General features: G+C 69.6%; 25 protein-coding genes. 6 read left to right on the forward strand and 19 right to left on the reverse strand.

Annotated elements, in window-relative coordinates; all coding sequences use genetic code 11:
- Window positions 1-13: 13 nt before the first annotated feature.
- Genes VMT65_RS32230 through VMT65_RS32260 form a run of 7 tightly spaced genes read right to left on the reverse strand, consistent with a single transcriptional unit; the run spans window position 14 to window position 6,949 of the window.
- Entirely contained in the window at window positions 14-802 is a 789-nt protein-coding gene (locus tag VMT65_RS32230) for an SDR family oxidoreductase (protein WP_326312347.1), read from the reverse strand.
- A complete protein-coding gene (locus VMT65_RS32235) occupies window positions 799-1,737 on the reverse strand; it encodes a hypothetical protein (RefSeq protein ID WP_326312348.1) in 939 nt (312 codons plus the stop codon). Before VMT65_RS32235 ends, VMT65_RS32230 begins: the two co-directional genes overlap by 4 nt.
- Window positions 1,734-2,423, reverse strand: coding sequence for a hypothetical protein (locus VMT65_RS32240; protein WP_326312349.1), 690 nt, complete (start codon window positions 2,421-2,423; stop codon window positions 1,734-1,736). The genes VMT65_RS32235 and VMT65_RS32240 overlap by 4 nt, the downstream gene beginning before the upstream one ends.
- Entirely contained in the window at window positions 2,398-3,540 is a 1,143-nt protein-coding gene (locus VMT65_RS32245; RefSeq protein WP_326312351.1) for an aromatic ring-hydroxylating dioxygenase subunit alpha, read from the reverse strand. The genes VMT65_RS32240 and VMT65_RS32245 overlap by 26 nt, the downstream gene beginning before the upstream one ends.
- A gap of 10 nt (window positions 3,541-3,550) precedes the next feature.
- Window positions 3,551-4,492, reverse strand: a complete 942-nt coding sequence (locus tag VMT65_RS32250; RefSeq protein ID WP_326312352.1) for an alpha/beta hydrolase family protein — start codon at window positions 4,490-4,492, stop codon at window positions 3,551-3,553.
- A 4-nt stretch (window positions 4,493-4,496) separates the two neighbouring features.
- Window positions 4,497-5,306 (reverse strand): oxidoreductase, encoded by an 810-nt coding sequence (locus tag VMT65_RS32255; RefSeq protein ID WP_326312353.1) that lies wholly within the window; start codon window positions 5,304-5,306, stop codon window positions 4,497-4,499.
- Window positions 5,303-6,949: a nitrilase-related carbon-nitrogen hydrolase gene (locus tag VMT65_RS32260; RefSeq protein ID WP_326312355.1), complete on the reverse strand. Its 1,647-nt coding sequence runs from the start codon at window positions 6,947-6,949 to the stop codon at window positions 5,303-5,305. The genes VMT65_RS32255 and VMT65_RS32260 overlap by 4 nt, the downstream gene beginning before the upstream one ends.
- A gap of 253 nt (window positions 6,950-7,202) precedes the next feature.
- Between VMT65_RS32260 and VMT65_RS32265 the strand changes: the two genes are divergently transcribed.
- The 4 genes from VMT65_RS32265 (at window position 7,203) to VMT65_RS32280 (ending at window position 11,005) form a co-directional block, all read left to right on the forward strand.
- Window positions 7,203-8,831: a neocarzinostatin apoprotein domain-containing protein gene (locus tag VMT65_RS32265; RefSeq protein ID WP_326312356.1), complete on the forward strand. Its 1,629-nt coding sequence runs from the start codon at window positions 7,203-7,205 to the stop codon at window positions 8,829-8,831.
- A 17-nt stretch (window positions 8,832-8,848) separates the two neighbouring features.
- A complete protein-coding gene (locus tag VMT65_RS32270) occupies window positions 8,849-9,259 on the forward strand; it encodes a neocarzinostatin apoprotein domain-containing protein (protein ID WP_326312358.1) in 411 nt (136 codons plus the stop codon).
- A 7-nt stretch (window positions 9,260-9,266) separates the two neighbouring features.
- Window positions 9,267-9,833 carry a hypothetical protein gene (locus tag VMT65_RS32275; RefSeq protein ID WP_326312360.1) on the forward strand — a complete coding sequence of 189 codons (567 nt, stop codon included), beginning with the start codon at window positions 9,267-9,269 and terminating at the stop codon, window positions 9,831-9,833.
- A gap of 176 nt (window positions 9,834-10,009) precedes the next feature.
- Window positions 10,010-11,005, forward strand: a complete 996-nt coding sequence (locus VMT65_RS32280) for a hypothetical protein (RefSeq protein WP_326312361.1) — start codon at window positions 10,010-10,012, stop codon at window positions 11,003-11,005.
- Window positions 11,006-11,060: 55 nt separating this feature from the next.
- Here VMT65_RS32280 and VMT65_RS32285 read toward each other — a convergent pair whose 3' ends face one another.
- The 6 genes from VMT65_RS32285 to VMT65_RS32310 form a co-directional block, all read right to left on the reverse strand.
- A complete protein-coding gene (locus tag VMT65_RS32285; RefSeq protein ID WP_326312362.1) occupies window positions 11,061-11,351 on the reverse strand; it encodes a nitroreductase/quinone reductase family protein in 291 nt (96 codons plus the stop codon).
- Between the two features lie 62 nt (window positions 11,352-11,413).
- Entirely contained in the window at window positions 11,414-12,835 is a 1,422-nt protein-coding gene (locus VMT65_RS32290) for an aldehyde dehydrogenase family protein (protein ID WP_326312364.1), read from the reverse strand.
- A complete protein-coding gene (locus VMT65_RS32295) occupies window positions 12,832-13,974 on the reverse strand; it encodes an FAD-dependent oxidoreductase (RefSeq protein ID WP_326312365.1) in 1,143 nt (380 codons plus the stop codon). The genes VMT65_RS32290 and VMT65_RS32295 overlap by 4 nt, the downstream gene beginning before the upstream one ends.
- Entirely contained in the window at window positions 13,971-15,359 is a 1,389-nt protein-coding gene (locus tag VMT65_RS32300) for an aldehyde dehydrogenase family protein (protein ID WP_326312367.1), read from the reverse strand. Before VMT65_RS32300 ends, VMT65_RS32295 begins: the two co-directional genes overlap by 4 nt.
- Complete coding sequence (locus VMT65_RS32305) at window positions 15,356-16,630, reverse strand: acyl-CoA dehydrogenase family protein (RefSeq protein ID WP_326312368.1); 1,275 nt, start codon at window positions 16,628-16,630, stop codon at window positions 15,356-15,358. Before VMT65_RS32305 ends, VMT65_RS32300 begins: the two co-directional genes overlap by 4 nt.
- Window positions 16,627-17,106 carry a flavin reductase family protein gene (locus VMT65_RS32310; protein WP_326312369.1) on the reverse strand — a complete coding sequence of 160 codons (480 nt, stop codon included), beginning with the start codon at window positions 17,104-17,106 and terminating at the stop codon, window positions 16,627-16,629. Before VMT65_RS32310 ends, VMT65_RS32305 begins: the two co-directional genes overlap by 4 nt.
- 124 nt (window positions 17,107-17,230) lie before the next feature.
- Between VMT65_RS32310 and VMT65_RS32315 the strand changes: the two genes are divergently transcribed.
- Window positions 17,231-18,019 carry an IclR family transcriptional regulator gene (locus tag VMT65_RS32315; RefSeq protein ID WP_326312370.1) on the forward strand — a complete coding sequence of 263 codons (789 nt, stop codon included), beginning with the start codon at window positions 17,231-17,233 and terminating at the stop codon, window positions 18,017-18,019.
- A 30-nt stretch (window positions 18,020-18,049) separates the two neighbouring features.
- Here VMT65_RS32315 and VMT65_RS32320 read toward each other — a convergent pair whose 3' ends face one another.
- Genes VMT65_RS32320 through VMT65_RS32330 form a run of 3 tightly spaced genes read right to left on the reverse strand, consistent with a single transcriptional unit; the run spans window position 18,050 to window position 20,624 of the window.
- Window positions 18,050-18,757, reverse strand: coding sequence for a hypothetical protein (locus VMT65_RS32320; protein ID WP_326312371.1), 708 nt, complete (start codon window positions 18,755-18,757; stop codon window positions 18,050-18,052).
- Between the two features lie 26 nt (window positions 18,758-18,783).
- On the reverse strand, window positions 18,784-19,401 hold the full coding sequence (locus VMT65_RS32325; protein ID WP_326312373.1) for an isochorismatase family protein: 618 nt from the start codon (window positions 19,399-19,401) through the stop codon (window positions 18,784-18,786).
- 8 nt (window positions 19,402-19,409) lie between these two features.
- Window positions 19,410-20,624: a CaiB/BaiF CoA transferase family protein gene (locus VMT65_RS32330; RefSeq protein ID WP_326312374.1), complete on the reverse strand. Its 1,215-nt coding sequence runs from the start codon at window positions 20,622-20,624 to the stop codon at window positions 19,410-19,412.
- A 121-nt stretch (window positions 20,625-20,745) separates the two neighbouring features.
- Here VMT65_RS32330 and VMT65_RS32335 point away from each other — a divergent pair, with 121 nt between their 5' ends.
- Complete coding sequence (locus tag VMT65_RS32335; RefSeq protein ID WP_326312375.1) at window positions 20,746-21,660, forward strand: hydroxymethylglutaryl-CoA lyase; 915 nt, start codon at window positions 20,746-20,748, stop codon at window positions 21,658-21,660.
- On the opposite strand, the gene VMT65_RS32340 is transcribed toward VMT65_RS32335, so the two are convergent.
- Genes VMT65_RS32340 through VMT65_RS32350 form a run of 3 tightly spaced genes read right to left on the reverse strand, consistent with a single transcriptional unit; the run spans window position 21,604 to window position 25,066 of the window.
- The gene (locus VMT65_RS32340) at window positions 21,604-23,067 is read right to left on the reverse strand and encodes an MmgE/PrpD family protein (protein ID WP_326312376.1); all 1,464 of its coding nucleotides are present in this window, start codon (window positions 23,065-23,067) and stop codon (window positions 21,604-21,606) included. The genes VMT65_RS32335 and VMT65_RS32340 overlap by 57 nt on opposite strands.
- Window positions 23,064-23,882, reverse strand: a complete 819-nt coding sequence (locus tag VMT65_RS32345; protein WP_326312378.1) for a cyclase family protein — start codon at window positions 23,880-23,882, stop codon at window positions 23,064-23,066. The genes VMT65_RS32340 and VMT65_RS32345 overlap by 4 nt, the downstream gene beginning before the upstream one ends.
- Complete coding sequence (locus VMT65_RS32350) at window positions 23,879-25,066, reverse strand: CaiB/BaiF CoA transferase family protein (RefSeq protein WP_326312380.1); 1,188 nt, start codon at window positions 25,064-25,066, stop codon at window positions 23,879-23,881. Before VMT65_RS32350 ends, VMT65_RS32345 begins: the two co-directional genes overlap by 4 nt.
- Between the last annotated feature and the right edge of the window lie 87 nt (window positions 25,067-25,153).

The following is a 25,153-nucleotide window of genomic DNA, read 5'->3' on the forward strand; positions in this document are numbered from 1 at the left end:
AGTCTCCGGTGGTTCAGGCGGATTCGGGGGTGGCGAACAGGTCGCGGCGGCGGAACGGCGCGGCGGCGAAGCGGCGCATAACCTTGCCCGGCGTCAGCCAGGCCACGTGCGCGCCATTGCGGGTCCGCGTGACAGCGCGCCGCGCCAGCCAGGGTGCGACGGTCTCGACCCGGTCGGCGAGAATGTTGAACACCTTGCGCGCCTTGGCCAGTTCGGCCTCGTCGCCGTACCCGTGGGTGAGCAGGTCGGTCACCACCATGCCCGGACTGAGCGTGCCGACCGACACCCCGGCGGGTACCTCCTTGGCCAGCCCGGCGGTGAGGTAGGTGACGGCGCGTTTGGTGGCCCCGTATCCGGTCAGGCCCGCCACCGAGCGTCCGTCGCTGCCGAGTCCCTCCATGTTCCACACGTGCCCGCCGCCCGCGTCGGCCATGCCCGCGATGGCCACCGCGCAGCCGTTGACGACGCCGATCAGATTGGTGTCCACCACTTTTCGAGCCTCGGCCTCCGGCAGCGACCACAGTGGAGTGCGGGTGTGGGAGACGCCCGCGTTGTTGATCCACACGTCGACGCCGCCGAACCGCGCCACGGCCGCGTCCCACAGCTCGCGGGCTTGGGCGCGGTCGGTCATATCGGTTCGCAGCACCAGCGCGGTCCCGTCCAGTTCGGCGCGCAGCCGCTCGACGCGCTCGGCATCGGTGCCGCACACCGCCACCCGGTGCCCGTCGGCCAGCAGCGCCCGCGCCATCCCCAACCCGATGCCGCGGGTGCCGCCGGTGATCACGACCGTGCGCGCGCTCATTCGCGCTCCAGGACGCCGTGCATGACCACCGCGAGGCGATTGTGGTCGAACAGCTGATACACCACGGCGAGCCGGGAACCCGACCCCATGCCCGGCTCGGCGTCGAGCATGAACTCCCGTCCGACCAGCCGCCGACCGTCGGTCTGGTGCAGGCGCACGAAATGGGCCCGCCCGTAGGCCTGCCCGTTGCCCCAGACATCGGGGCCCTCGTGGAACGAGCGCGCGCCGTCGCGGCGCACGGTGGTCCTCGAGTCCAACAGCGTGATCCGCGAGTCCGATTCGACGGTGCCCGACAGGGTGAGATGGTGCTCGGCCGTGAGCAGGCCGAGCGGGTCGATGGTGAGCGTCATCCGGGTCTTGCCGATGTTCACCTGCTCGCCCGTCCACAGTTCGAGATCACCGGCGAAGCGACTCTCGTCCTTGGTCGGAACCGTGAAAGTGACGGCACCGCAGCGTGTCTCGGTGGCGATCCGATCCTCGACCAACTCCGGAACACGGGTGTACACGCCGTTGAACACACCGATCACGGCCGGGCCCTGATACAGCACCGAGGAGTAGACCTGGGTGTCGTCGAGCGTCTGATTCCACGTATTGAGCGACACCTGCCAGCCGGGCCCGTAATAGTGCGCGTCCACGAACCCGCCGTAGGGCTGCCCGGACCCGTAGAAATCCGGCCCGGTGTAGATGCGATCCCCGTCGGAATCGAGCACGCCGAACGCGAAGGGCGCACCGAGCGCGAACCGTCCGGCCAGCTTGCCGCCGCCGGTGAGCCCGCCGTCCATGAAATAGGTGGTCTCCCCGTTCTCGAACACCGACGAGCGGCGGATGTCCTCGAAGCCGAGCCACTGGCCCTCGGCATCGAACAGCGACGGCCGTCCCACCCACTCTCCTGCGATGCGCTGTTGGAACGCGCTGGGTTCGGTGTCGGTACTCATGCTTCCAACTCCCCGCGCACTCGCTCGGCTTGTTCGGGCCCCAGCAGCCGGGTGACCTGCTCCCACACCGGATCCACCTGTGGGCTGAACAGATTCGCCCGGTTGGCACGGTCGCGTGCCGCCAGATCGGTGTCCACCGCGGGAACCCCCTTGTCCAGCAGCGTGAGCCAGTGCCGCAGGTAGGCGTCCACCGTGCCGCCCAGCTCCTGGAACGCGGTTTCGTCGGCCCGGCACACCACCATCCACGGCGACATGAGCGCCCGCTGCCGCGGCCCGATCGCGGCCGCCGAGACCCCGTCGATCCGCCAGGCCGCCTCCAGCAGCGGCGTCAGCGGCAGATAGGCGGCGTCGAGATAGTCCAGGTGCACGGCCAGATCGGCGCGCGGAATGAGATCCAGGTGCATGGCGTAGTACTCCCCGCCGTACACCGAGTCGAGCGTGAAATGCGGTACGGCGGAATCGCTTCCGGTGAACGCGAAGATCATGTGGCTGTCCAGCCCGATGGACGGCACCACCAGATCGACCGTCACCGCCTTGTCGATGGGTCCGCCGCGCAGCACGCGCAGCCGCCCTACCGGATCCGGTGCCATGGCGCTGGTCAGCGCCACATCCTCGCTGACGGTTAATCCCAGTGCGCTGGAAATGGTTTCGAGGGTGCGCTCACTCAGCGCTGCGGGCAGGGTCATGCGGTTGTCCTCCATTGCGGGCCTTGTGCACCCAGGCGCTGGCCAGTTCGGGATTGTCGCGGCGCGCGGGCGAGGCGATGACGGTGGCGGTGCGCCGGGGCGCGTCGCCGGTGATGATGTCGTCGCCGCCGACCCACCAGCCCTGTTTGATGAGCTGGCCGCGCCGTCGGCGGTAGGCGACCTGCAGGGCGTCGCTGCGCACGTGCAGCTCGTCGGACAGATCGAAGGGAAGCAGTTCGGGCCGTTGCGATTCCACCACCGGCCGGTCCTGCAGCAGGATCTTCTCGATGCGTTTGCGGGTATTGCCGTCCGCCCAGGCGCCGGTGAAGAAATTGCGGAAGCCGAGAATCTTGACCAGGGTCCGATCCTGCGACAGCGGGATATTGAAGTCGTAGAGCAGCAGGTCGCCGATGGGCAGCCGCACATGCAGTTTCACGATATTGGGCAGATACCAGGCATTGGTGACGGTCACGTACTCCGCGCGCGGCTTGCCCCGGAACAACAGCCCCCACAGCCCCTTCGGCGGCGGCGGGCTCAGCTCGATATCGGCCTCGGCCGACCAATCCGTCTGGCGCACCCGGAAATCCGGGATCTCGGGCTTGTCGGGATTGCCGAAGGCGGTGCCGTGCACGAATGGTGTGTGCGACGCGTCGACGACGTTCTCGAAGGTGCGCTCGTAATTGGCGTCGACCACCATCTCGTATTGGACCGCGCGGAAGGCCGGATCGTCCCACTGCGGTATCTCCGGAATGGGCGGCCGCTCCGCCTCGGGCAGATCGCCGAGAAACGCCCACACCATGCCGTAGCGTTCGACGGTCGGATACGCGTCCACCCTCGCCTTGCGGGGGATGGTGCGCTCGGGGGCGTTGGCCGGGATGCGCACGCACGCCCCGGCGGAGTCGTATTGCCAACCGTGATACGGACAGGTGATGCAATCCCCGGTGACCTTGCCCATCGACAGCGCGCCGCCGCGGTGGACGCACAGATCCGACAGGCAGACCACCGCGCCGGATTCGGTCCGGTACAGCACGAAATCCTGGCCGAGGCAGGTCACCTGGCGCGGTGTCCGATCGACCCGGTCGGCGAATTCGACCGCGTACCAGAAGTTCTTGAGCAATGCGATCTCCTCAGCGCCGCTTCAGCAGCATGCCGTCGTCGAAGCCCGCCAACTCGTCGCGGGCGGCGGGCGAACCGCGCAGATGCGCGTGCAGGAACAGGGCGGTCAGGTGGGCGAATCGACCTCGGGCATCGGTGTTTCCGGGTCCGTCCAGGAAGGCGCGGGCCGCGGTGGGGTCGGCATCGGCGATGGCGAAGTGATTGGCCCCGGGCACCACCGCCAGCAGATGCTCCCCGTCGGGCAGGGCCTCGGTGAAGGTGCGCTGCACCGGGTCGGGCCGATCCTCGCCCTCGCCGTAGCGGTCGGCGCTGCCCTTGATGACGCCGTCCTCGGTGCCGACGCCCAGCAGCACCGGGCAGCGCACCTGCGCGGGCAGCACGGTGCCGGGCTCCCAGCCGAGCATGGTCGCGACCATGGTGTGTGCGCCCCACGCGAAAACCGCTCGCACGGAAGGGAAGTAGCGCGCCGACTGCAACACCACGGTGCCGCCCGCCGAGTGTCCGCCGAGTGCGATGCGGTCGAGATCCAGTGCGCCGCGCAGGGGTTCGGTCGCGTTGAGTTCGGCCAGGGCCGCGAGAATGGCGGGAATGGTCGGGCAGGTGGGCCGGGTGCCGTAGGCGTCGGGGCGCGCGGCGGCCAGATCCACGCCGGGCGTGAGGCCGCGCTGACCGCCGAACAGCTCGGCCACCCGATCGAAAGTGACCACCACGAAACCGCTTTCGGCGATGGCCGTGGCGAAGCGGCGATAGGAGTCCTGACCGACATTGACCCCGGACAGGAACACCACCACCGGGTACGGCGCACCGGACGGGTCCGGCGCGAACACGCCGGTGAGCCGCTCGGCGTCGTCACCGGTGGCCACGGCGGGGTAGTAGACCTTCAGATGCGCGGTGTCGAACGGCGCGTCGCCGTCGGTGCGGACCGACCACCACAGGGAACGAATCAGGGTCATCGCGTCACCCCACCGGTCGGGGCAGCACGCGGTCGCCGCCCCACAGGGCACGCACCAGGCGCTGGGTCAGCTCGGGTCCGAACATGCGCTCGCCCATGACGTTCGCGGGATCGCGTTCGGCGATATTGCGGCGCACGCGCAGATCGCGGGCGGCCAGTTCGGCGCGCTCGGCCTCCGGGACCGTTTCGGCGGCGTCGACCCAACCCAACCACTGGTCGACCTTCGCGGTCAGCAGTTCGGCCACGGTGTCGAGATTGGGCCGGGTCGGCGGGAACGAGTAGCAGTAGGCGGTGGGGGACAGGCTGGCGCGAATGAATCCGGTGCGGCTGGTGAACCAGGTGAAGTCCGGGTGGTCCTGTTTGAAGGCCAGCCACGGCGCGTCGGCGTCGGCGTAGTAGCGGTCGTAGTACTCGCCGTCGCCGACCAGGTCGCCGCGCGGCACCCCGTCCACATAGAACCAGCCCTCCGGCCACAGCAGCAGCGCCGACCCCAGATGCGGCACTCGCACCCGCGGACCCAGCCACGCGGTCAGATGCATGTTCACGAAACCCGTTGCGGGATCGCCGATCCAGGAGTGCACCAGCCAATCGATCTCCGGGCCGGAATAGGCGGCCAGGCTGCCCGACGGCCCGCCGTCGGCGGCACCATAGGATTCAAGGTCCGCGGTCGAGGGGTCGCGGGTGAGTTCGAAACGCGCCTCGATCCGTGCCTTCAGCCCGGCCAGCAGCGCCTGCCACTCCCGGAAGGTCTCGGTCACATCGGTTCTGGGGTTCTCGTAGACCATCTGCTCGACGTGCTGGAGGGTTTCCTTCATGGCAGCTCCGGTTCGGTTGTCGCGGTGACGGATTCGCGGGTGAGGGCGGCGGTCGCGGCCGCGGGTCGGTCCGCCACCAGATCGGTGCCCCTCGACACCCGGCGATTGACGGCCTGCGCCGGGCGGACGGTGGCGAACAGGTGATCGGCTCCCGGCGGCGCGGAGATCACCTCGGGATGACTGATCACCCCGGCGAAGGGACCCTGCCAGGGCGTCCACAGGGTGAAATCGGGACTCAGGGCGTAGACGGCGGCGGTCAGTTCGCCGCTCGAATCCAGGCCCGCGGCAACGATATTGAGGCGATTCTCGGCCGCGCGCTCGGGCAGGCCCAGGCGATACTCCCAGGGCTCGGCGGGGGTGTGCGCGACGGCCACCACATCGGCGTCGGCGACGGCGGCCAGTCGGAAGGTCTCCGGAAACAGCGCGTCATCGCCGACCACGAGAGCCAGTCGGGCCCACGGCGTCTCGAAGACCTCGAGCCGCGAGCCGAGCTCGGTGAGCCAGGGATGCCGCCGGGTGCGGTGCAACTGGGGCTGACGTCCCCGCACACCCGTGCCGTCGACGAGCAGACCGACATGCGAATCACCGGAACGCACCGTCACCACCGCGTGCGCGGACGTGCCGCGCAAGGCCGCCGCCACCGCAGTGACCGCGAGCGGCTTGGCCAGGCATTCGGGCACCACGATCAGTCCCGCACCGGCGGCGGCGGATTCGGCGATGCGGTCGAGATCGGGCAGCGTCACCGCGACCCGCTGCGTTCGAACCGCGGTGGTGGTCCGGGTGGCGCGTGACGGGGCGAGCAGCGGGGTGTACACCCGGGGGCGGCGCGCGGCGAACAGGTCGGTGCCGTCGGGCCGGTGTTTGTCCTCGGCGCGGCGCAGATCGATGTCCGCCATGACCACCGCATCGCCGGACGGGGGAGCCTTGGCCACGACGGTGCCGTCCGGGGCGACGATCTGGCTCTCGCCCGCGCCGTGCAGGCGATCGGCCGGAACGCCCAATGTGGCCGCGATGGTGGGCAATTGGTCCTGCGGCAGCAGCGGACCGACCTTGTTGGCGGCGACCACCCACACCTTGTTCTCCGCCGCGCGCACCGGAATGTGCAGACTCGCCTCGTCGATGGCGAAGGAGTTGAGGCTGTTGAGCAGCACGTGCGCCCCCCGCACCGCGAGCGAGCGCGGCACCTCACAGATCACGCCCTCCATGCACGCGTACATCCCGATTCGGCCCAGCGGGGTCTCGATCACCTCGGAATCGGTGTCGCCGCGGTCCAGATGGTCGTTCTCCGCGCCCATGAGGATCTGTTTGTCGGACTCGCCGAGCAGGCGGCCGTCGGGTCCGTAGAGCAGGCCGGTAGCGGTGACGCGACCGTCGGCGCGGGCCAGCGTGACGCCGATCTTCAGGTAGAGGCGGTGCCGCGCGGCGCGTTCGGCGATGGCGGTGAGGAAGGAACCCTCGAGCCGGCAGGCCATTTCGCGCGCATGAGACCGGTCGGTGTACCACGATAGGTGATTACAGAACTCGGGCAGCACCAGCAGTTCGGCTCCGGCCGCGGCCGCGTCGTCGATCATGCGCAGGCAGGTCTCGAGGTTGACCGCGACGTCGGTGCCGACGGCGAACTGGGCGGCGGCGACTCGCGTCATCTACGCGCACCTCCTGATCCATAGTGTTTCGGACATCGAAACACCGTTTCCGTTTTTGATTCTGTACCGGTGTTCGGAATCTGTCCAGTGGACGCCCGAAGATCCCCGCGCGGCTGATCACCGAAGTCTCAAATGCGCCTGTTTCCAGGCTGTTACGTGCGGGTTCGCGCTTGACACCCACTCCCGGCGACGGTTCAATATGGCAATTGCGAAACCGCGTTTCGTTGTGCGAAACGCTTGGGAGGTGAGGGAAGTGGGCCCACCGGTCCTGCTGATCGCCGTCGCGGCGGCCGGTCCCGCCGCCGGAATCGAGATCGCGCTCTTGGGCAAACCGCTCGGCGGCACCACCGGACTGCCGGGCGTCGTCGTCGGCTACATCGGGCTCACCGCGGTGGTGCTCGGCTGCGTGGCCATCCTTCCGGCTCGGCGCTGGCGGCTGCTGTCGTCCGGTCGGCGGATCGGGGTGGCGGGGCTGGTCGCGGGCGCGGGACTGCTTGTCGCCGGGCTGGTTCCGACGGCGTGGGGGCTCACGCTCGGCGTGCTCGTGACCGGCGCGATGGCCGGACCGCTGCTGGTGAGCGCGCTGGCGGAGGCGAGTCCGCGCGGGTTCCACGGGTTCATGTCGGTGGGCGCGCTGGCCGGAGCCGTCGCGGCGTCGGTGTGCTTCGAACATCCGGGGATCGCGTTGGTCGCGGTCGGTGCCGTCGCCGCGGCGGCGGGCGCGGTGTACGCCGCGCTGAATCCGGTGCCCCGCGCCGGCTTCGACGGCGGGCTCCGGCACTGCGTTCGACTTCTGCGCTGGGAGTTGATTCGTTATGGCGCAATAGGTTTCGTGACAGGTGGTACGGTGCTTCCCGCACTGCATCTGCTGCTGTTCCGGTGGAGCGTGCTCGACGCCGACCAATCCGCCCGGCTCGCGATGGCACTGGTGCCGACCATCGTCGTGGCTCTGCTCGGATACCGGCGCGCGACCGCGTCGGCCCCTCTGCTGATTCTCGCGGCCGGGGGTCCCATGTTGGTGGCCACCGCGCCGGGGGCATGGCAGACGGTAGTGGGTGTAGCGGTCGCGCTCACGGCGGGGGTTCGTGTCGTAGCCGTCGCCGATTCCTGGTCGCGACAACAGATTTCGGATAGCGAGCGCTGGACCGCCGCCGCCGTGACGGGACTCGCGCTCGGGTTCGGTGGCGGCTGTGGCCTGGGGGTCGTCGTCGGCCTGAGTCGGGCGTGGGGAACCGGGACCGCGTTGACGGTGCTCGCCATCCCGGTGCTCGTCATTGCCCTGTGCGTCACACGGCTGCTGTCGCGCGGTCGCGCCGTGCTCGCGCTGACCGCGGCCGGGGTGGTCGCCCCCGCCGGTATCGCCATGGCCGATCCCGGCCAGCCCGCCGCATTGCATGTCAGCGCGACAACCGATTTGACCGAGGGGCAGCGAGTGACCGTGTACGGCACCGACTTTCAGCCCGGCCTCTCGGCGGTGGCGGTCGGCCTGTGCAAGCAGGGCTTCACCAACGGGCTCAAAGACTGCGACCTCGACGGCGGGGCCACCTTCGTGAACATCGACGGCGAAGGCAGATTCAAAACCCTGACCCTCACGCTGCACCCGCGCTTCAAGGAAATCGACTGCACCCGCCAGCAATGCGTGGTGGCCGCCGCGCCGCTGCCCGGCACCGAGCCGTCGGCGGTCATCGCCGCCAATTCCGCGGCGGTGACCATGTCCTTCGTCGGCGCGCATCTCACGCCCGCGACCACTCCGCCCCCGCTCACATCCGCGACGGCTGCGCCCGCCGACACCCGAGGCCCGTCCACGGCGCTGTGGTCGGTGACCGCGGGGCTGCTCGTCATCGTCGCCGCAATCGCCCTCGCCGATCGGCGAAGGCAGTAAGAAAGGTAAGGAACACCATGTTTCGATACGGAACCCGATTGGGCGCGGTGCTCACCGGCCTGACCGCCATCGCTCTGTTCGGCGGTGCCACCATCGCGCAGGCCGCCTCGGTGGACGTGAGCCAGGCCTGGGGCGTCTCGGCCGGGCAGACCATCAGCGTGTCGGTGAGCGGCCTCGCGCCGAACCTGGCGTCGGTGGCGGTCGGCCAGTGCACCGCGCAGATCTCCGGGCCGTCCGACTGCAACCTGGGCGGCTCGCTGCTGGGAACCGCGGACGTGCAGGGTAATTGGTCGGGCGGCAGCATTACCCTGGTGGCCTCGGTCGGCGGCGTGGACTGTACCGCGGCGGCGGGCGCGTGCACGATCGCCGTCACCAGCCTGACCGACCCGACCAACATCCTGGCCTCGGTGCCGCTCAGCTTCGGGTGAGGACACCATGAGACGCGACATCCTCCGGGGTGTGGCGGGCGCGGCGGTCGCTGCCGCCGCGCTGCTGGCCGCCGCACCCGCCGCGAGCGCGGCGCCCACGCTGCATCCGACGCCGGGCGGGGCGGTGAGCGTCGGCGAGGTGATCACCATCGCGCTCGACGGCCTGCCCGCCAACCTGCCCAATGTGGCCATCGGCCAATGCAAGCCGACCGTCACCTCGCCCTCGGACTGTCAGCTGGACCGCTCCCTGCTCGGCAACGCCGACGCCCAGGGCGTGTGGCAGCCCGGCCAACGCGGGCGCACCATCGTGCTGACGGCGTCCGTCGGCGGCGTCGACTGCGCGTCCGCGCCCGGCGCGTGCACGCTGGCCGTCACCAGCCTCACCAATCCCACCAATATCCTCACCTCCATTCCGCTCACCTTCGGCAGTGCCACGACCACGAAACCCGCTGCGCAGCAGACCGACTCGAGCGATTCCCATCTCGCCGTGATCGTCACCGGGATCGTCGTGGTCGTGCTGCTCGCGGCCGCCCTGACCTATCTGCTGCTGCGGGCGAGGTCCCGGCGCGAGTAGGGGCGCGCGGACGCGCTCGGCGTGCGGAGCGCATGGCCGGTCCGGTGGACCGGCCATTTGTGCTGCGCGGCAACGGAATTCAACTCCGCTAATGTTACGCAAGTTTGTTTCAGACTGTTGACTTGCCGGGGTGTGAGTCGCCTAATGATCCCTCAGAAACGAAACATCGTTTCTCGATGAGGAACAAAGGAACTCTCTTGATCATTCGACGCCTGCTGGCGGCCTTGGCCTCGGCCGTGGTCGCCCTCTCCGCCCACGCCGGTGCGTCCGCGCCGACGGCCACCGCCGACACCGCCGTCGGCTTCGTCGCGAATACCGTCGACATCCGCTGCGCCTTCACCACGCTGCACCAGAGCAGCAATTGGTACTTCCCGTCCGGCACGCCCAAGGCACTGGTCTGGTTGCAGCACGGATTCGCCAGCGCCAACGACTCGGTCGACGACACCGCCCGCAAGTTCGCCGCGCGCGGGTTCCTGGTCTTCGCGCCGACCCTGCCGACCGCGAACATCTTCGGCTGCACGCTCGAAAACCTCGGCAACAACACCGATTTCCTGCACAATGTGGCCGACCTGTTCGGCAAGTCCGGCGATCTCACCGACAAGCTCGGCCGCAGCTTCACCGACGCGCGCACCAAGGCGGGCCGCTCCGAGGTGGCCCTGCCGACCGCGTGGGTCTTCGCGGGGCACTCCGCCGGTGGCGAGGCGGTGCCGTACGTGACCCAGACGCTGCGCGCGAACTATCCGAACGCCTTCGCCGAACTGCGCGGCGAGATCCTCTATGACCCGGTCAAGAGCTTCATCGGCAACAACCTCTCCAGCTCGCTCAACCACCTGGACAACACCACCCTGCCGATCCTGGCCGTGACCGCGCCGCCCTACTCCTGCAACCGCGATGGCGCCGGCACCCAGGTGCTGATCGATCAGCTGCACCGTCCCTTCCTCGGGGTGCGGCTCACCTCCGGAGCCCACATCGACGTCGAGGCGTCGAGCGCGCCGGACCCGGACAAGGTGCTCTGCGGTACGCCGCAGGCCAAGAATGTCGATGCCCTGCAACATCTTTCGGTGGGCTGGGCCGAGGACTTCGTGAGCGGTTCCAAGACCCCGGACCTGTACCCGGGCGGCAGCTACTACCAGGGCTTGGTCACGGCGGGCACGATCACGACCCTGCCGTGATGGTCGGCAGCTGAGTAATGCGGCGGCGCGGTCGGTATGACGCGCCGCCGCATTGTCAGTGCGCGACGGTCGCGACGAGGGTAGGGCGGCCGTCGATGGTGGTCAGGTGCGGGTCGGTCATTCGCAGATGGTCGCCGCGATGTTCCAACTCGAAGGCACCGGATTTCAAGATATTGCGGACCCAGTCGCTGCGCTCGCCGTAGTTGACCGCGATGCGAAGTTCGTCGCCGCGCCAGGTGGTGCCGACCGGGGTGCGGAAGCGGCGACCGGATCGGCGGCCGATGTGGACCACATTGGCGTAGCCGGGAATTCGGGCGGTCAGGTAGCGGACAGCGGGGTTGGTCACGCGCCGGTTGTATCTCGCCAGCGCCCGCATCGCCTGTCTGCGCACAGCACCACGATAGTCCGTCAGCTGCTCGTGGCCGATGGGTAGGCGCGGGCGGGGAGGCCGGGGCCGCCGGGGCGGAAGGCGGCGGGGGAGTGGACGACCGTGGTCTGGGTGTATTCGCGCAGGCCCTCGTCGGCGTATTCGCGGCCGTAGCCGCTGCGCTTGATGCCGCCGAAGGGGGCGCGCAGGGACATGCCGGTGCGGTTGTGGGTATTGACGAAGGTGAATCCGGCTTCCACCCGGGCGGCGAAGGCGAAGGCGCGGTCCTCGTCGGCGGACCAGACCGACGCGCCGAGACCCAGATCGGAATCATTAGCGCGAGACAGGACTTCGGCTTCGTCGCGGTAGGTGAGCAGGGGTACCGCGGGGCCGAATTGTTCGGTCGCGACCAGTGCTGCGTCGTCGGGCAGTCCGCAGGCGAGGATCGGGTCGACGAAGTAGCCCTCCCCTCCGGGGCTTTTCGCCAGGGTGATGATCCGTCCGCCGCGTGCGGCGGCATCGGAGATCAGCGCCGTGACCCGATCGGCGGCCGCGCGGCTGACCACCGGACCCATGGTCACCGTCTCGTCCAGGGGATCTCCAACGCGCAGAATGCGCTGTGCCGCGGCCAGATAGGCGTCGAGGAACTCCGCTTCGCGTCGCTGGGGCACGTAGAGGCGTTTGGCCGCCATACACACCTGACCCGAGGTGGCGAAGGACGCCAGCACCAATCGCTCGTAATCGTCCGGGGTGAGCGCGAAGTCGTCGAGGAATATCGCGGGGTCGTTGCCGCCGAGCTCGAGGACCTGCGGTTTGAGCGCCTGTCCCGCGGCGGCCGCGATCGCACGTCCGGCGGCCTCACCGCCGGTGAACGCGACCTTGCCGACTCGTGGGTCGGCGATCAGGGCGTGAACCAGATCGGGGCCGCCGTGCACGACGGTGGTCTCGGGCAGCAGTGCCGCGACCCGGCTCACGGTGAGCGGGGCCAGCGGAGAGGGCTTGAGCAGCACCGTGTTTCCCGCCGCCAGCGCGGGACCGAGCTTGAGCATCGAGAGAATGATCGGGGCATTCCAGGGCGTGATGGCCGCGACGACTCCGTACGGCCGCGGTGTCAGAGCCATTCGGCCCTGGCGGTCGTCGACCTCGGTGGGCGCGAACACAGCCTCCGCCCGGTCGCAGAGCCAGCGCAGATACACTGCGGCGAAGGAGATTTCGCCCCGGCAGTCGGCGACCGGCTTGCCGGTCTCGCGGGCCAGCAGCACCGCCAGTTCGCCCACTTGCGCGTCCATGGCACCGGCGGCCGCCCACAACAGTTCCAGGCGCGCGAGCAGCGGTGTGCGCGACCATTCCCGGAATCGCCGATCCGCCTCTCGCGCAATAACATCCACCGCTTCGGGCGGGGTGATGGGCACCGAGCCGACCAGCTCGCGCGGGCGGGCCGGATTCTCGCGGTCGATTCTCATGCGGTGGCCTCGAGCGAGTCCATCAGGCACGCGCGTCGCAGGTGGGCGCGCGCGGCGACCGGGTCGGCCGCGAGTTCGCGCAGGTGCCGCCGATATTCGTCGTCATGCGCGTGCAGCCGTGACCAATTGGCGCGACTGGTGCGCTGCACATGCTCGACGGCGACGGTCCGGCGTTGCCGGGCGGCGCGGTCGAGCACCGTGTCCGGCGCACCGTCGAGCACGTCGGCCAGCGCGGTGGCCATGCGGACCGCGTCGTGGATGCCGCTGTTCATGCCGAGCCCACCGAGCGGGTTGTTGACGTGCGCGGCATCGCCCATCAGCAGCACGCGCCCGTCGCGGAAGCGCGAGGTCACCCGCTCGTGGACCCGGTACAGGCTGGCGTGCGCGATGCGCCACGGCCGTCCGAGCTCGGCGACGCCGGTCAAACGGCTAGGGAGCCTGTGTAATTCGTGCTCGTCGGAGGTTCCGTTGGGGGTCGGCAGCAGCACCCGCCAATGGTCGGGGGTGCGCAGCAGCACCAGCCACTCGCGGGGATCGAACACGTAGTTGATGGGTGCGATGCCGGGCAGTGCCGCGGTGAGATCCTCGTCGACGGAGGCGACCAGGAACCGTTCCGGGTAGGTGCTGCCCTCGAAATCGGCCGAGATCGCGTGCCGCACAGCCGAATGCGCGCCGTCCGCGCCGATGAGATAGTCGCAGTGCACCGGCCCGCGCGAGGTCGCGACCCGCACCCCGTGCGCATTGGTCGAAACCCCCTGTACTGCATGTGAGAACCGCACTTCCACCGTGTCGGGCAGGGCGTCCAACAGAATCGGGGTGAGCTTGCTCTGTTCGCACTGCACCCGGTAGGGGAACTCGGTGTCGCTCGCCAGGACGCCCAGGTCCAGGGTGGCGATGGCGTCGCCGCCGCGTTCCCGATACTGAAATGTCGGAGCCACCAGGCCTTTTCGCAGCAGCGCGTCCACCACGCCCAGCTCCCGCAGCATCTCCAGGGTGGGCGGGTGGAAGGTGGAGGCCCGGGATTCGGCGGCCAATCCGGGGCCCTGTTCCAGCACGGTGACATCGATTCCCCGCCGGGCGAGCACCAGCGCCGCAGTGAGCCCGACCGGTCCCGCGCCCGCGATCGCAACGGTGCTCATGAGGTGTGCAGGGCGAAGCGCCCCTCGACGCCGACCACCCGGGCACCGGTGAAGAACCGCAGCGTCTCGGCCGTGCCCTCCTCGCCCAGCCCGGACACGCCCCACGCCGGGCGCGGAGTCATGAGATCCAGGCTCATGATCGAGGAACCGTTGACCTTCACCTCACCCGCGCGTATCCGGCGCGCCACCGCCAGCGCGAAATCGGTATCCGCCCCGCACACATAGGCTTCCAGCCCGTACGGCCCGGCATTGGCCAGCCGCGCCACATCCTCGACGCTGTCGTAGGTGACGACACCGGCGACCGGGCCGAACACCTCGTCGGCGAGATCCGCGGCGAGCAACGCCGGGGCGACGTAGTTCCCGTGTTCCGGCGCAGTCCCGTAGGACCGGTGCTCGCGTTCTTCGAGGGCCGCGCGCACGATTCGAGCGTGCCGGGAATGCACCAGCGGACCCAATTCCGTCGACCGATCCAGCGGCGGTCCCATGCGCAGCGCCTCGAGCCGTTTGCCGATCGCCTCGGTCAATTCGCCCGCGCGCGCGGCGGGCACGATCAGCCGCCCCAACGCCCGGCACCACTGCCCATTGAGGGTGGTGAGCAGTTCCGCACCCATGCGCGCGGCGGTATCGAGATCGGCGTCGGGCAGCACGATCAGCGGATTGTTCCCGCCCAGTTCGAGCTGGCAGGGGCGGAACAGGGGCGCGGACACGGTCGCGATCTCGCGGCCGCCCGGCACGCCACCGGTGAAGGACACCGCCTTCACGCGCGGATCGGCCACCAGCCGCGCACCGGTCGCGGCATCGCCGTGCACGAGCTGGAACATGCCCGCGGGCACATGCTCGGCGATCACCTCGGCCAATACCACCGCGCTGTACGGGGTCAGCTCGCTGACCTTGAGGATCACCGGGCAGCCCGCCGCGAGCGCATTGGCCACCTTGTGCGCGGCCATGGGCGCGGGTGCGTTCCACGGCACCAGACACAGCGCGGGACCCAACGGCAGCCGATGCACCTCCACCGAGCCACGGTCGGCCCGCAGCGCGCCGCCGCGAATCTGGTTCGCGGCCAGGCGGAACGAACCCGAGACGATCGCGCCCAGCAGTTCGATCTGACGCAGCGGCACGCCGGTGGCGAACGCGTCGAGTTCGGCGATGCGGTCCAGTCGGGACTCGAGTCCCGCGGCAATGGCGTCGAGGGTGTCGGCGTCGATGCGCCCGGAAGCCCTGTCCGCCACCCGGAGTGCGCGCTCCAGCGTCTCGGGGCCGGTCGCCCGCGCCCGCGCCACCTCGTCGCCGGTGCCCGGATTCTCCAGTGACAGACCGATATCCAGGGCGGGCACTCGCCATTCACCGTCGACCAGGTCGCGAAGCTCGGGGAGTTCGATACTCATCGCGCGGCCTCCACCGGTGCGGTGGCGAACAGGTCGTTCGCTCGTGCCTCGGTGACGATGCGCGCGACCTCCAGCATGCCGCGCTCGGCCGGGAAGGTCATGACCAGTCCCATGGCCAGGTCCCGCAGCGCCCGCCCGGTGACCCCGTGCATGGACGCCGCCGAGGTGCCGCCCGCCTTGAGCGCGCCCAGCGCCACCCGGAAGCACGCCTCGGTGACCGCGCCCTTGCCCAGCCGCCACTGCGCGAAGACCTCCTGCTTGGATTTGAAAGGGACCTCGGCGGTTTCGACGGCGAGTTGATAGCGCAGCCACAGATACGCGGTCTGCAGGCTGCGGGTCATCTCGCCGAACAGCAGCTGATGCACCGGGGAGGAGGCGATCGGCTCGTCGGTGTCGGCGAAGCGTTTGGTCGTGGTGGCGGTGAGGATCTCGTCGTAGACCCGCTGCGCGCAGCCGGTGTAGACGGCCGCGATGGCCAGTTGATTGCCGACGAAACTGCCCCGGCTCATGGTCAGCATCTTGGTGAAAGCGCCCGGCACGCCGAGGGCTTCGTCCGCGGGGACGAACACGTCCGCGAGCCGGATGCCATTGTTGGCGGTGGCGCGCATGCCCAGGCCGTCCCACGGGGCGCGGGTGCTCACGCCCGGTGCCTCGCGCGGGACGAAGAAGGTGGCCAGCCCCTCGGCGGTCTCGTGGCCCTCGAGTCTGGCCGAGGTCAGGTAGTAGTCGGCGACGCCGGTCGCGCAGCCGAAAGACTTCTCCCCGTTGAGAATCCAGCCGCCGTCGACCTTACGCGCGGTGGTGGCGATGGTGATGTTGGCCGCGGAGGTCTTGACCGATTCCGAGGCGAAGTTGGCCAGCCACACCCCCTCGCCCATACGGGTGAGCACCTTCTCGGCGAAGGCGCGCACCACCGGAATCTCGGCATCGTCGAACAATCCGGCGTCGATGGCTTCCAAGGGCAACAGCCCGCGCGAGGCGCTGGTGTTGTGGAAGAAATAGGCCAGCGCGGTGGAGGGGCAGGCGGTGCCCATGGCGTAGGTGGCGGCGGCCAGATCGCGCAGGGTGCCGCCCAGACCGCCGAACTTCTCCGGCACCACCAGGCCCAGCAGTCCGGCCTCGCGCAACAGCGCGACATGCGAGGCGGGGAAGGTGGCGGTGGCGTCGGCCTGCTCGGCGGCGGCACGCAGGGCGGGCAACACGGATTCGACGCGTTCGGCGCGTTCGCGTTCGGCCGGTGTCATGTCTTCGACGAGTCGTTGTCCGATCATCGGGCGATCCCCTCGTGGTAGGTGCGGTCGTGATAGATGAGCGGGGCGGTCGGGCGCGGCATGGCGGCGTCGCGGACCAGTCCCAGCACGATGGTGTGATCCCCGGCCGGATAGCACGCGGCCACAACGCAATCCAGCCAGGCGACGGCGTCGGCGAGCACGGCCGCACCGGTGGCGGCGGTGACCCAGTCGCCCAGCGCGAAGCGGTCGTCGGTGGCCGGGCCGGAGAACCGGCGGCCCACCTCGCGATGGTCGCTGCCGAGCATGTTCACCGCGAAAACCCCACTGTGCCGAATCATTCGGCAGGTGGCGCCGCTGGATGTCAGGCATACCGAGACGAGCGGGGGATCCAGCGCCACACTGGTGAACGAGCTGGCGGTCATGCCGTGGCGGCCGCCGTCCTCGGTGCGCGTGGTGACCACGACGACCCCGGTTGCCCACTGCGCCATCACCGTCCGGAGATTCTGCGAATCCATCCTCTACTCCGTTTCGGTAGTGGAAACGCTGTTACGCACAAGGTAACGCTAGGCGGTCGGTGGCGCAACCGCCGTGCGGGCGATCGTGTTTCCCATGGGGAAATCTCACCTCTACACTGGCCGCGTGCCCGATACCGACACCGACAGTCAGAGCCGGTCCATCGCCGCGGTCGAACGCGCCATGGACGTCCTGCTGCTCTTCGGCCGCAGCGGCCGACCCGATCTCGGCGTCACCGAGATCGCCAACGAGCTCGGCATCACCAAAGCCGCTGTGCACCGCATACTTACGGCATTGCGCAGCCGGGATCTGATCACCCTGGAACCCACCACACGCCGCTACGCGCTCGGGCACGCGGCCATGGCGTTGGGCCGCGCCTATCTGGCGCGCACCGATCTGCGGGTGATGGCGGGCCCGGAACTGCGGCGCCTGGCCACCCTCACCGGGGAAACCGCGACCCTGTCCATTCGGCGTGGCGACACGCGCATGTACGTGGACCAGGTGGTGCCGGATCAGGAGCTGCGCATGGAAGTGGCGCTGGGGCAGCCCTATCCGCTGCACGCGGGCAGCTCCTCCAAGGCGATCCTGGCCTACCTGCGCAAGGAGGAGATCGACGAGTACCTGCGCCGGCACGAACTCACCGCGTTCACCGACGCCACCGTCACCTCGCAGCGCAAACTGCGCACCGAGCTGAACACGATTCGCGGGCGCGGCTACGCGGTGTCGCTGGGGGAACGGCAGGTCGGGGCGGCCTCGATCGCCGCCCCGGTGCTCGATCACGATGGCGGCGTGGTGGCGGCGATCAGTGTGTGCGGGCCGCTGTCGCGGTTCGAACCGCACATCGATGACTACGTGCCGATGCTGCTCAAGGCCTCCGGCGCGCTGTCGACCCAACTCGGCTACACGGGTCAGTGATCGGCATTCTCGGTCGGTGATTCGCGCGCCTCACAGGTGCGCGCCCGGTTTGAACACGCCGAGCGCGGCGGCGGCGAGCACGCTGCCCCAGATCACCCACACGTAGGGCAGGCAGCCGTTCACGCTGCGGCGCAGCACGGTCTCGGCCTCGGTTCCCGAGCCCTCGGCCAGCATGCGGCCGAAGGCAGGACCGAAGGAGCGCAAGGTGATTCGAATGCCCAGTCCGGCGGCGATGGCGGCGCAGTAGAGCAGGATCTTGCCGCCGAGCCAGCGGGGGTTGGTGGTGACGCCGAACGGGTCGTGCGCGCAGAGCGTGTAGCTGCCCGCGGCGGTCATGCCCGCGATGACCGCGGTGCGCAGCGTCAGATCGGCCCGGTGGATGGCGGCGATTCGCCCGTGCGTGCGGTGCGTGATCACCGTGCACGCCAGCCACACCGCGGCGATGATCCAGACCAGCGCCAGCGACCACCACGGGAACAGGTCGACGCCGAAAATCCGTGCGCCATGCGGTGATTCGGCCATGAGCGTCACGCCGCTGGGCAGGAACAGGACCAGGCAGATCTTCGGCCCGAGGTCGAGGCCGCTCATGATGGCCAGCGCGGTCGCGCGGGCGGGCGGGGTGAGATCCGGGTTGATGACGAAGCGGCTGGAGTAGAACACCCCGAGGTCACCGCCCAGCCAGAACACGAACAGCACCAGGTGCAGCAGGATCCACCAACCGTAGTGATGCGGTCCCATATTTCCTCACGAAGGTCTTTGTCGGCTCAGCGGAGCGCCGCGAGCGCGGCGTCCAGATCGATGACATCGGCGTATTTGGCGTCCAGATCCAGCAGATTCGCCTCGTGCAGGCGCGAATCGCGGTCGCCGCAGGCATCGGCCACCACCAGCGGCCGAAAGCCGTGCTGCAGCGCGTCGGTGGCGGAGGCGCGGACACAGCCGCTGGTGGTGAGGCCGGTGACCAGGACGGTGTCGACGCCCAGGGCGGTCAGGGTCGCGGCCAGCGAGGTGCCGTGGAAGGCGCTGGCGTACTGCTTGACGACCACCACCTCACCGGGTTCGGGGGCGGGCTCGGCGAGGAAGTCGCCGAGCGGATTGCCTTCCTCGAAGACGCTGAGAGCGGGGACTTTTCGGCGGAACAACCCGCCGTCGGCACTGCCGGGGCGGTAGCTGACCCGGGTGAAGACGACCGGGCTGCCCACTGCGCGGGCTCGCGCGACCAGCGTCGCCGTCGTGCGGACCGCGTCTTCGACCGGGGCGCGCAGCGGCGAGCCGTCGGCGAGGTAGGCCGCGCACACATCGATCACCAGCACGGCGGGCCGTTGCCCCGGGCCGAGGCGTCCCGAAAACCCGTGGCGGCGATAGTCATCGGCCAAGTCCGACATGGGTCTCCTCAGACGATGCCGTCGGCCGCGAGCGCGGCGAGCTGGTCCGGGCCGAGTCCCAGCAGTCGGCCGTAGACCTCGGCATTGTGCTCGCCGAGCTCGGGACCGAGATGTCTTACCCTGCCCGGGGTTTCGCTGAGCTTGGGGAAGACGTTCTGCATCGGAACCTCGCCGAGTTCGGGATGCGCGAGGCGCACGATGGCTTCGCGGGCGGCGAAGTGTGGATCGGCGAACATGTCGCGGGCGGTGTAGATGCGGCCCGCGGGCACGCCCTCGGCGTGCAGCAGCTCGAGCAGCTCGTCGGCGGGCCGGGCGGCGGTCCAGTCGGTGATGATCGCGTCGAGTTCGGCCATGTGCTCCCCGCGCGCGGAGTGGGTGGCGAAATGCTCGGCGCTCACCAGTTCCGGCCGTCCCATGGCCTTGGCCAGCCGGGTGAAGACGGTGTCCTGGTTGGCGGCGATGAGGATCATCTCCCCGCCCGCGGTCGGGTAGACGTTGCTGGGGGAGACATTGGGCAGTACCGGGCCGGTGCGCTCGCGCTGGTATCCGGTGACACCCCATTCGGGCAGCAGCGATTCCATCATGGCCAGCACCGCCTCGTAGATGGCCGAGTCCACGATCTGACCTCGCCCGGTGCGCTCGCGATGATGCACGGCGGCCAGCGTGCCGATGGTGGCGAATACCGCGGCCAGCGAATCGCCCAGGGAGATACCGGTTCTGGCGGGCGGGTGATCGGGATCGCCGGTGGTGTAGCGAATCCCGCCCATGGCCTCGCCAATGGAACCGAAACCGGCGCGCGGCGAGTAGGGGCCGTTCTGGCCGTAGCCGGTGACCCGGGTCAGAATCAGCCCCGGATCGCGTGCGCGCAGCGTGTCGTAGCCCAGGCCCCAGCGCTCCAGGGTGCCGGGGCGGAAGTTCTCGACCACGATGTCGGCGCGGGCGATGAGATCGCGCGCGAGGGCCTGCCCCTCGGCGGTGCGCAGGTTGCAGGTGACCGATTTCTTGTTGCGCGCCACCACCGGCCACCACAGCGACTTGCCATACGGCTTCTCCCGGCCCCACTCCCGCATGGGATCCCCCTGCCCGGGCGACTCCAGCTTGATCACCTCGGCCCCGAAGTCGCCGAGCAGCTGCCCGCAGAACGGACCGGCCAGCAGCTGTCCCATCTCGATCACCCGCAGATCGGCCAGTGGGCCCGACGCGGGGTTGGTGTCCTCGGCCATTCGGCAACTCCGTTCCATCCCGGCAAGAATGGATACAATGTATCCCGTAGCGAAACGGCGAGCAAGATCGCGATCGATTCAATTGCCTGCCCGCCGAACACGTTGGCACTACGGAGGATTCGTGGACATCACCCTGGTCGAAGTCGCGCCCCGCGACGGCCTGCAGAACGAGAAGCGGCCCATCGCGACCGCCGACAAGATCGAACTCATCCACCGCGCCGTGGATGCGGGCGCGCGCCGCATCGAGGCGGTCAGCTTCGTCGACCCCAGGCGGGTACCGCAGATGGCCGACGCCGAAGCGGTGCTGGCAGGTGTGCGCAGGGACGCCGAGATCTCCTACGCCGGACTGGTTTTCAACGATCGAGGTCTGGACCGCGCGGTCGCGGCGGGGGTCGACGAGATCAATGTGGTGGTGGTCGCGACCGACACGTTCAGCCGCCGCAATCAAGGGTGCGGCACCGAGGAGGGAGTTGGCCGCTGGGAACGCCTGGCCGCACGCGGCGCGGAGGCCGGGCTGTGGCGCACCGTCACCATCGCGGCCGCCTTCGGCTGCCCGTTCGAGGGCGAAGTGCCCGAAGCCCGCGTGCGCGATCTCGTCGCCCGGGTGGCTGCCGCGGGCCCGGACGAGATCGCACTGGCCGATACCATCGGCGTCGGCACACCCGACCGGGTACGCCGACTCGTCTCCACGGTGACCGAGCTGGCTCCGAATGCGCTGCCGCGCTGCCATTTCCACAACACCCGCAACACCGGCTACGCCAATGCGCTGGCCGCCCTCGATGCCGGCGCACGTGCCCTGGACACCAGCATCGGCGGAATCGGAGGATGCCCGTTCGCTCCGGCCGCGACAGGCAATATCGCCACCGAGGACCTCCTCTACACCCTCGACCGCATGGGCATCACCACCGGCGTCGACATCACGGCCACGATCGAAACCGCCCACTGGCTGGGCGGCCTACTGGCCACCCCCGTCCCCGCCCTACTCGGCCGAGCCGGACTGTTCCCCAATACCGCAGTGACGCAACCAGTTCCGTGAGTCGTGTCGGAGGGGGTGGAGGAGTTGGTCGAGGTTGGGGGCGGTGGAGAGGTGGTAGGTGATTTCGGCGAGAGAATCTGCGGTTGTGGGGGTGAGGTAGGGGGCGGTGTTGAGGCGAAATTTGAGGGCTAGTTCGCTGTCCGACAACGGGTTCTGGGGGCCGCCTCGGTTCGATTCGATGCGTTCGGTGAGGGTGCGGCCGTCGTGGAGATGGGCGGTGAGGACGGCGGGGAATTGGTGGGGGAAGATCTCGTCGCTGTGGGGGTCGGGAGTGCAGTGGACTCGGGCGGCCAGCGACAGGCGGTGGGGGTCGCGGGCGGCGGTGTCGGTGAAGTCCTCGTGGAAGACGCCCAGGCCGCCGCCGCCGATGAGCGCGGCGGCCACCGTGTAGGGGCCGGAAAACGCGGCGTGGTAACCGGATTCGGGGCGGGCCTTCAGCTCGGGTGGGAAGGCGATGGTCCGGAGGGCCGCGGCGGGGGCACCCAGCTCGAGCGAGGCGATGTGCTCGGAGAGCACGCCCCGGGCGCGCAGGCGCAGGGCGGCATCGATGCCCGCGTGGGTGAAGTGGTTGCAGGGGTATGGCTTGAAGCAGACCTCGCGTACCTTCCAGTCGTCGCCGAGTCCGGTGACGAGGGCGGCGGGATCGGCACCTTCGCCGCAGAAGGCCTGTAGCAGGCCGAATCTGCCTTCGAAGACGGTGGGCGGGCCGGTGAGTCCGGCGCGGGCCAGGCTCGCGGCGACGACGCCGGCGTGGGCGGCCCAGCCGCAGTGGACGCGTTTGACGGTGCCGCCGGTTCGGTTGGCCTCCAGCAGGCCCGAACCCATGCTGGCGGCAATGCCCATGGCGTGGGCGATGCCGGTGGCGTCCAATCGGGACAGCATGGCCGCGGCGGCGGCTGCGCCGACCGCGCCGCAGATCGCGGTGGCGTGCAGTCCGCGTTCGAAGAAGATCGAATTGCCCAGGGCGGCATCGTATCCGGCGAGTCCGGCGCGCACGGTGATCTCCACCCCGACCGTGACCGCGTCCAACAGCGCCGCACCGGTCGCGCCACGCTGCTCGGCGACGGCCAGCGCGGCGGGCACCACGGCCGCCGATGGATGCAGCACCGACAGCAGGTGGGTGTCGTCGAAATCCAAAGCGTGCGCGAGGGTTCCGCCGAGCAGCGCCGCACTGGGCGCGGGCACCCCGCCCGGCAGGCCGAGGGCGGTGGCACCGGCGTGGCCGCCCCATTCGGCGATCACCGTGCGCACGGCCGCGGCGGGCGGGGAGTCCAGGGCCGCCACACTGTTGCCGAGGACGTCGAGCACGCGGCGGGCGGCATCGGCGCGCAGTTCGGAGCCGACGCCCTTGACACGGGCGGCATCGGCGAACTGGGCCAGGCGCGTGACCAGGGTCTGCTCGTTCATCGGCTCACCGCAGCGAGCGGGCGCACGGGGGAACCGGTGCCGCCGACAATGCGCAATGGCGCTAGCAGAAAGGCGAATTCGGCCAGTCCGGCGTCGGCGAGGGCCTCGAGCGCGAGATGCTCGAGAATGTAGATGCCGGACTCGACGAGCAGCACCCTGTGCACCGGCAGCACGGCGTGCCCGGCCCCCGGCCGGATGCACTCGTAGGCGGTGGTATCCGATCCGGTGGCCACGATTCCTCGCTCGGCCAGCCAGTGGGCCGCCTCGACACCCACGCCCGGCACTCCCGATACCGCGCCCAAATAGGCGTCGCGGTCCTCGAACAGCCGCGACCATCCCGTGCGCACCAGCGCCACATCGCCCGATTCCGGTCGCACCCCCGCGTGTTTCGCGGCGGCCCGGAGATCCTCGACGGTGATCTCGTAGCCGCCGGGCAACGTCTCCACCCCGTGCACGCGGGCCACGTCCAACAGCACCCCACGGCGCAGCAGACCCGGCAGGTGCTCCGCGCCGTGCTCATGGAACAGCCCACCCCGCTGCGCGTGCTCGGCCGCGACGCCGCCGTGCAGCAGACCTTCGTGGCTGACATGGCTGAGCGCGTCGATATGGGTGCCGACATGCCCGCCGGTCACGATGATCTCGTTGGCGGCCGACCCGCCGTCGGGTCGCACCATGTCCCCGTGACGGCGGATCAAGGTCATGCGGAAGCCGGGATGGTTGGGCGAGCAGGGCATGCCGGTGAAGAACGGCTGGCCCAGTTCGATCAGGTCGACGCCACCGGAGATGGCCTCCAGCAGCGGGTTTCGCTCGTTCATCGGACCACTCCCGCCGCGCGCAGCCGTGCCAGTTCCGGATCGTCGACACCGTAGGCGGCCAGCACCTCGGCGGTGTGCGCGCCCAGCGGCGGCCCGCTCCAGCGGATCGAGCCGGGCGTTTCGGATAGTCGGAACAGGATGTTCTGCATGCGAATCGGGCCCAGTTCGTCGTCGGGCACGGTGACGATCGATTCGAGTGCCCGGAATTGCGGGTCGGTCAGGATGTCGGCGGCGGTGTAGATCGGCGCGACGGCCGCCTCGGCCTTCTCGAAGGCCCGGACCACTTCGTCGGTGGGCCGCTGCGCGATCCAGGAGCCGACCGCGGCGTCGAGTTCGTCGGCGTGCGCGGCACGTCCGGTGCCCGTGGCGAACCAGGGCTCGTCGAGGAATTCGGGGCGGCCGACCAGCCGCAGCACACGCTCGGCGATGGACTGCGCGCTGGTGGAGACCGCGACCCAGCCGCCATCGGCGGTGCGGTAGATATTGCGCGGGGCATTGTTCGTCGAGCGATTGCCGGTGCGCGGCGGCAGCTGCCCCAGCTGATCGTAGGCGAGGATATGGGGGCCGAGCAGCGTCAGAATGGGCTCCACGATGGCCAGGTCGATCTGCTGACCGTGACCGTCGCGCTCGCGCGCCCGCAGTGCCGTCATGATGGCGAAAGCCGTTGTCAGCGCGGCGATTCCATCGGCCAGACCGAACGGCGGCAAGGTGGGCGGGCCGTCGGGTGCACCGGTCATGGCCGCGAAACCGCTCATCGCCTCGGCCAGGGTGCCGAAACCGGGGCGGCGCGCGTACGGGCCGAATTGCCCGAAGCCGGTCACGCGGGCCAGCACCAGGCGCGGATTGTGCTGTCGCAGTGTGGGATAGCCGAGCCCCCAGCGTTCCAGGGTGCCGGGCCGAAAGTTCTCGATCACCACGTCGGCATCGGCGGCCATGCGGCGGAACAGGTCCTGACCGTCCGGGGTGCCCAGATGCAGGGTGACCGACTTCTTGCCGCGTCCCAACATCTTCCACCACAGGCCGACGCCATTGCGTGTCGCTCCGTGCCCGCGCACCGGATCCCCGTTCGGGTGCTCGATCTTGATCACCTCCGCGCCGAAGTCGGCCAGCAGGGTGGCGGCCAAGGGGCCCGCGAACAGTGTCGCCGCATCGATGACTCGGATGCCCGAGAGTGGGCCGGCCATGGCTGAACTCCTAACCCGTCGGTGTGTTTCTCAGAGCGAAACACTGACGATGGCATGCAGGTTGACTACCTGCGAATCCTACTGCCA

The organism is Nocardia sp. CDC153 (assembly GCF_035818515.1).
Classification (GTDB): Bacteria; Actinomycetota; Actinomycetes; order Mycobacteriales; family Mycobacteriaceae; genus Nocardia.

Coding starts and splice junctions, on each gene's coding strand:
- VMT65_RS32230 (WP_326312347.1), bottom strand. CDS start 802: ATGAGCGCGCGCACGGTCGTGATCACCGGCGGCACCCGCGGCATCGGG.
- VMT65_RS32235 (WP_326312348.1), bottom strand. CDS start 1,737: ATGAGTACCGACACCGAACCCAGCGCGTTCCAACAGCGCATCGCAGGA.
- VMT65_RS32240 (WP_326312349.1), bottom strand. CDS start 2,423: ATGACCCTGCCCGCAGCGCTGAGTGAGCGCACCCTCGAAACCATTTCC.
- VMT65_RS32250 (WP_326312352.1), bottom strand. CDS start 4,492: ATGACCCTGATTCGTTCCCTGTGGTGGTCGGTCCGCACCGACGGCGAC.
- VMT65_RS32255 (WP_326312353.1), bottom strand. CDS start 5,306: ATGAAGGAAACCCTCCAGCACGTCGAGCAGATGGTCTACGAGAACCCC.
- VMT65_RS32260 (WP_326312355.1), bottom strand. CDS start 6,949: ATGACGCGAGTCGCCGCCGCCCAGTTCGCCGTCGGCACCGACGTCGCG.
- VMT65_RS32270 (WP_326312358.1), top strand. CDS start 8,849: ATGTTTCGATACGGAACCCGATTGGGCGCGGTGCTCACCGGCCTGACC.
- VMT65_RS32275 (WP_326312360.1), top strand. CDS start 9,267: ATGAGACGCGACATCCTCCGGGGTGTGGCGGGCGCGGCGGTCGCTGCC.
- VMT65_RS32280 (WP_326312361.1), top strand. CDS start 10,010: ATGAGGAACAAAGGAACTCTCTTGATCATTCGACGCCTGCTGGCGGCC.
- VMT65_RS32290 (WP_326312364.1), bottom strand. CDS start 12,835: ATGAGAATCGACCGCGAGAATCCGGCCCGCCCGCGCGAGCTGGTCGGC.
- VMT65_RS32295 (WP_326312365.1), bottom strand. CDS start 13,974: ATGAGCACCGTTGCGATCGCGGGCGCGGGACCGGTCGGGCTCACTGCG.
- VMT65_RS32300 (WP_326312367.1), bottom strand. CDS start 15,359: ATGAGTATCGAACTCCCCGAGCTTCGCGACCTGGTCGACGGTGAATGG.
- VMT65_RS32305 (WP_326312368.1), bottom strand. CDS start 16,630: ATGATCGGACAACGACTCGTCGAAGACATGACACCGGCCGAACGCGAA.
- VMT65_RS32310 (WP_326312369.1), bottom strand. CDS start 17,106: ATGGATTCGCAGAATCTCCGGACGGTGATGGCGCAGTGGGCAACCGGG.
- VMT65_RS32320 (WP_326312371.1), bottom strand. CDS start 18,757: ATGGGACCGCATCACTACGGTTGGTGGATCCTGCTGCACCTGGTGCTG.
- VMT65_RS32325 (WP_326312373.1), bottom strand. CDS start 19,401: ATGTCGGACTTGGCCGATGACTATCGCCGCCACGGGTTTTCGGGACGC.
- VMT65_RS32330 (WP_326312374.1), bottom strand. CDS start 20,624: ATGGCCGAGGACACCAACCCCGCGTCGGGCCCACTGGCCGATCTGCGG.
- VMT65_RS32340 (WP_326312376.1), bottom strand. CDS start 23,067: ATGAACGAGCAGACCCTGGTCACGCGCCTGGCCCAGTTCGCCGATGCC.
- VMT65_RS32345 (WP_326312378.1), bottom strand. CDS start 23,882: ATGAACGAGCGAAACCCGCTGCTGGAGGCCATCTCCGGTGGCGTCGAC.
- VMT65_RS32350 (WP_326312380.1), bottom strand. CDS start 25,066: ATGGCCGGCCCACTCTCGGGCATCCGAGTCATCGATGCGGCGACACTG.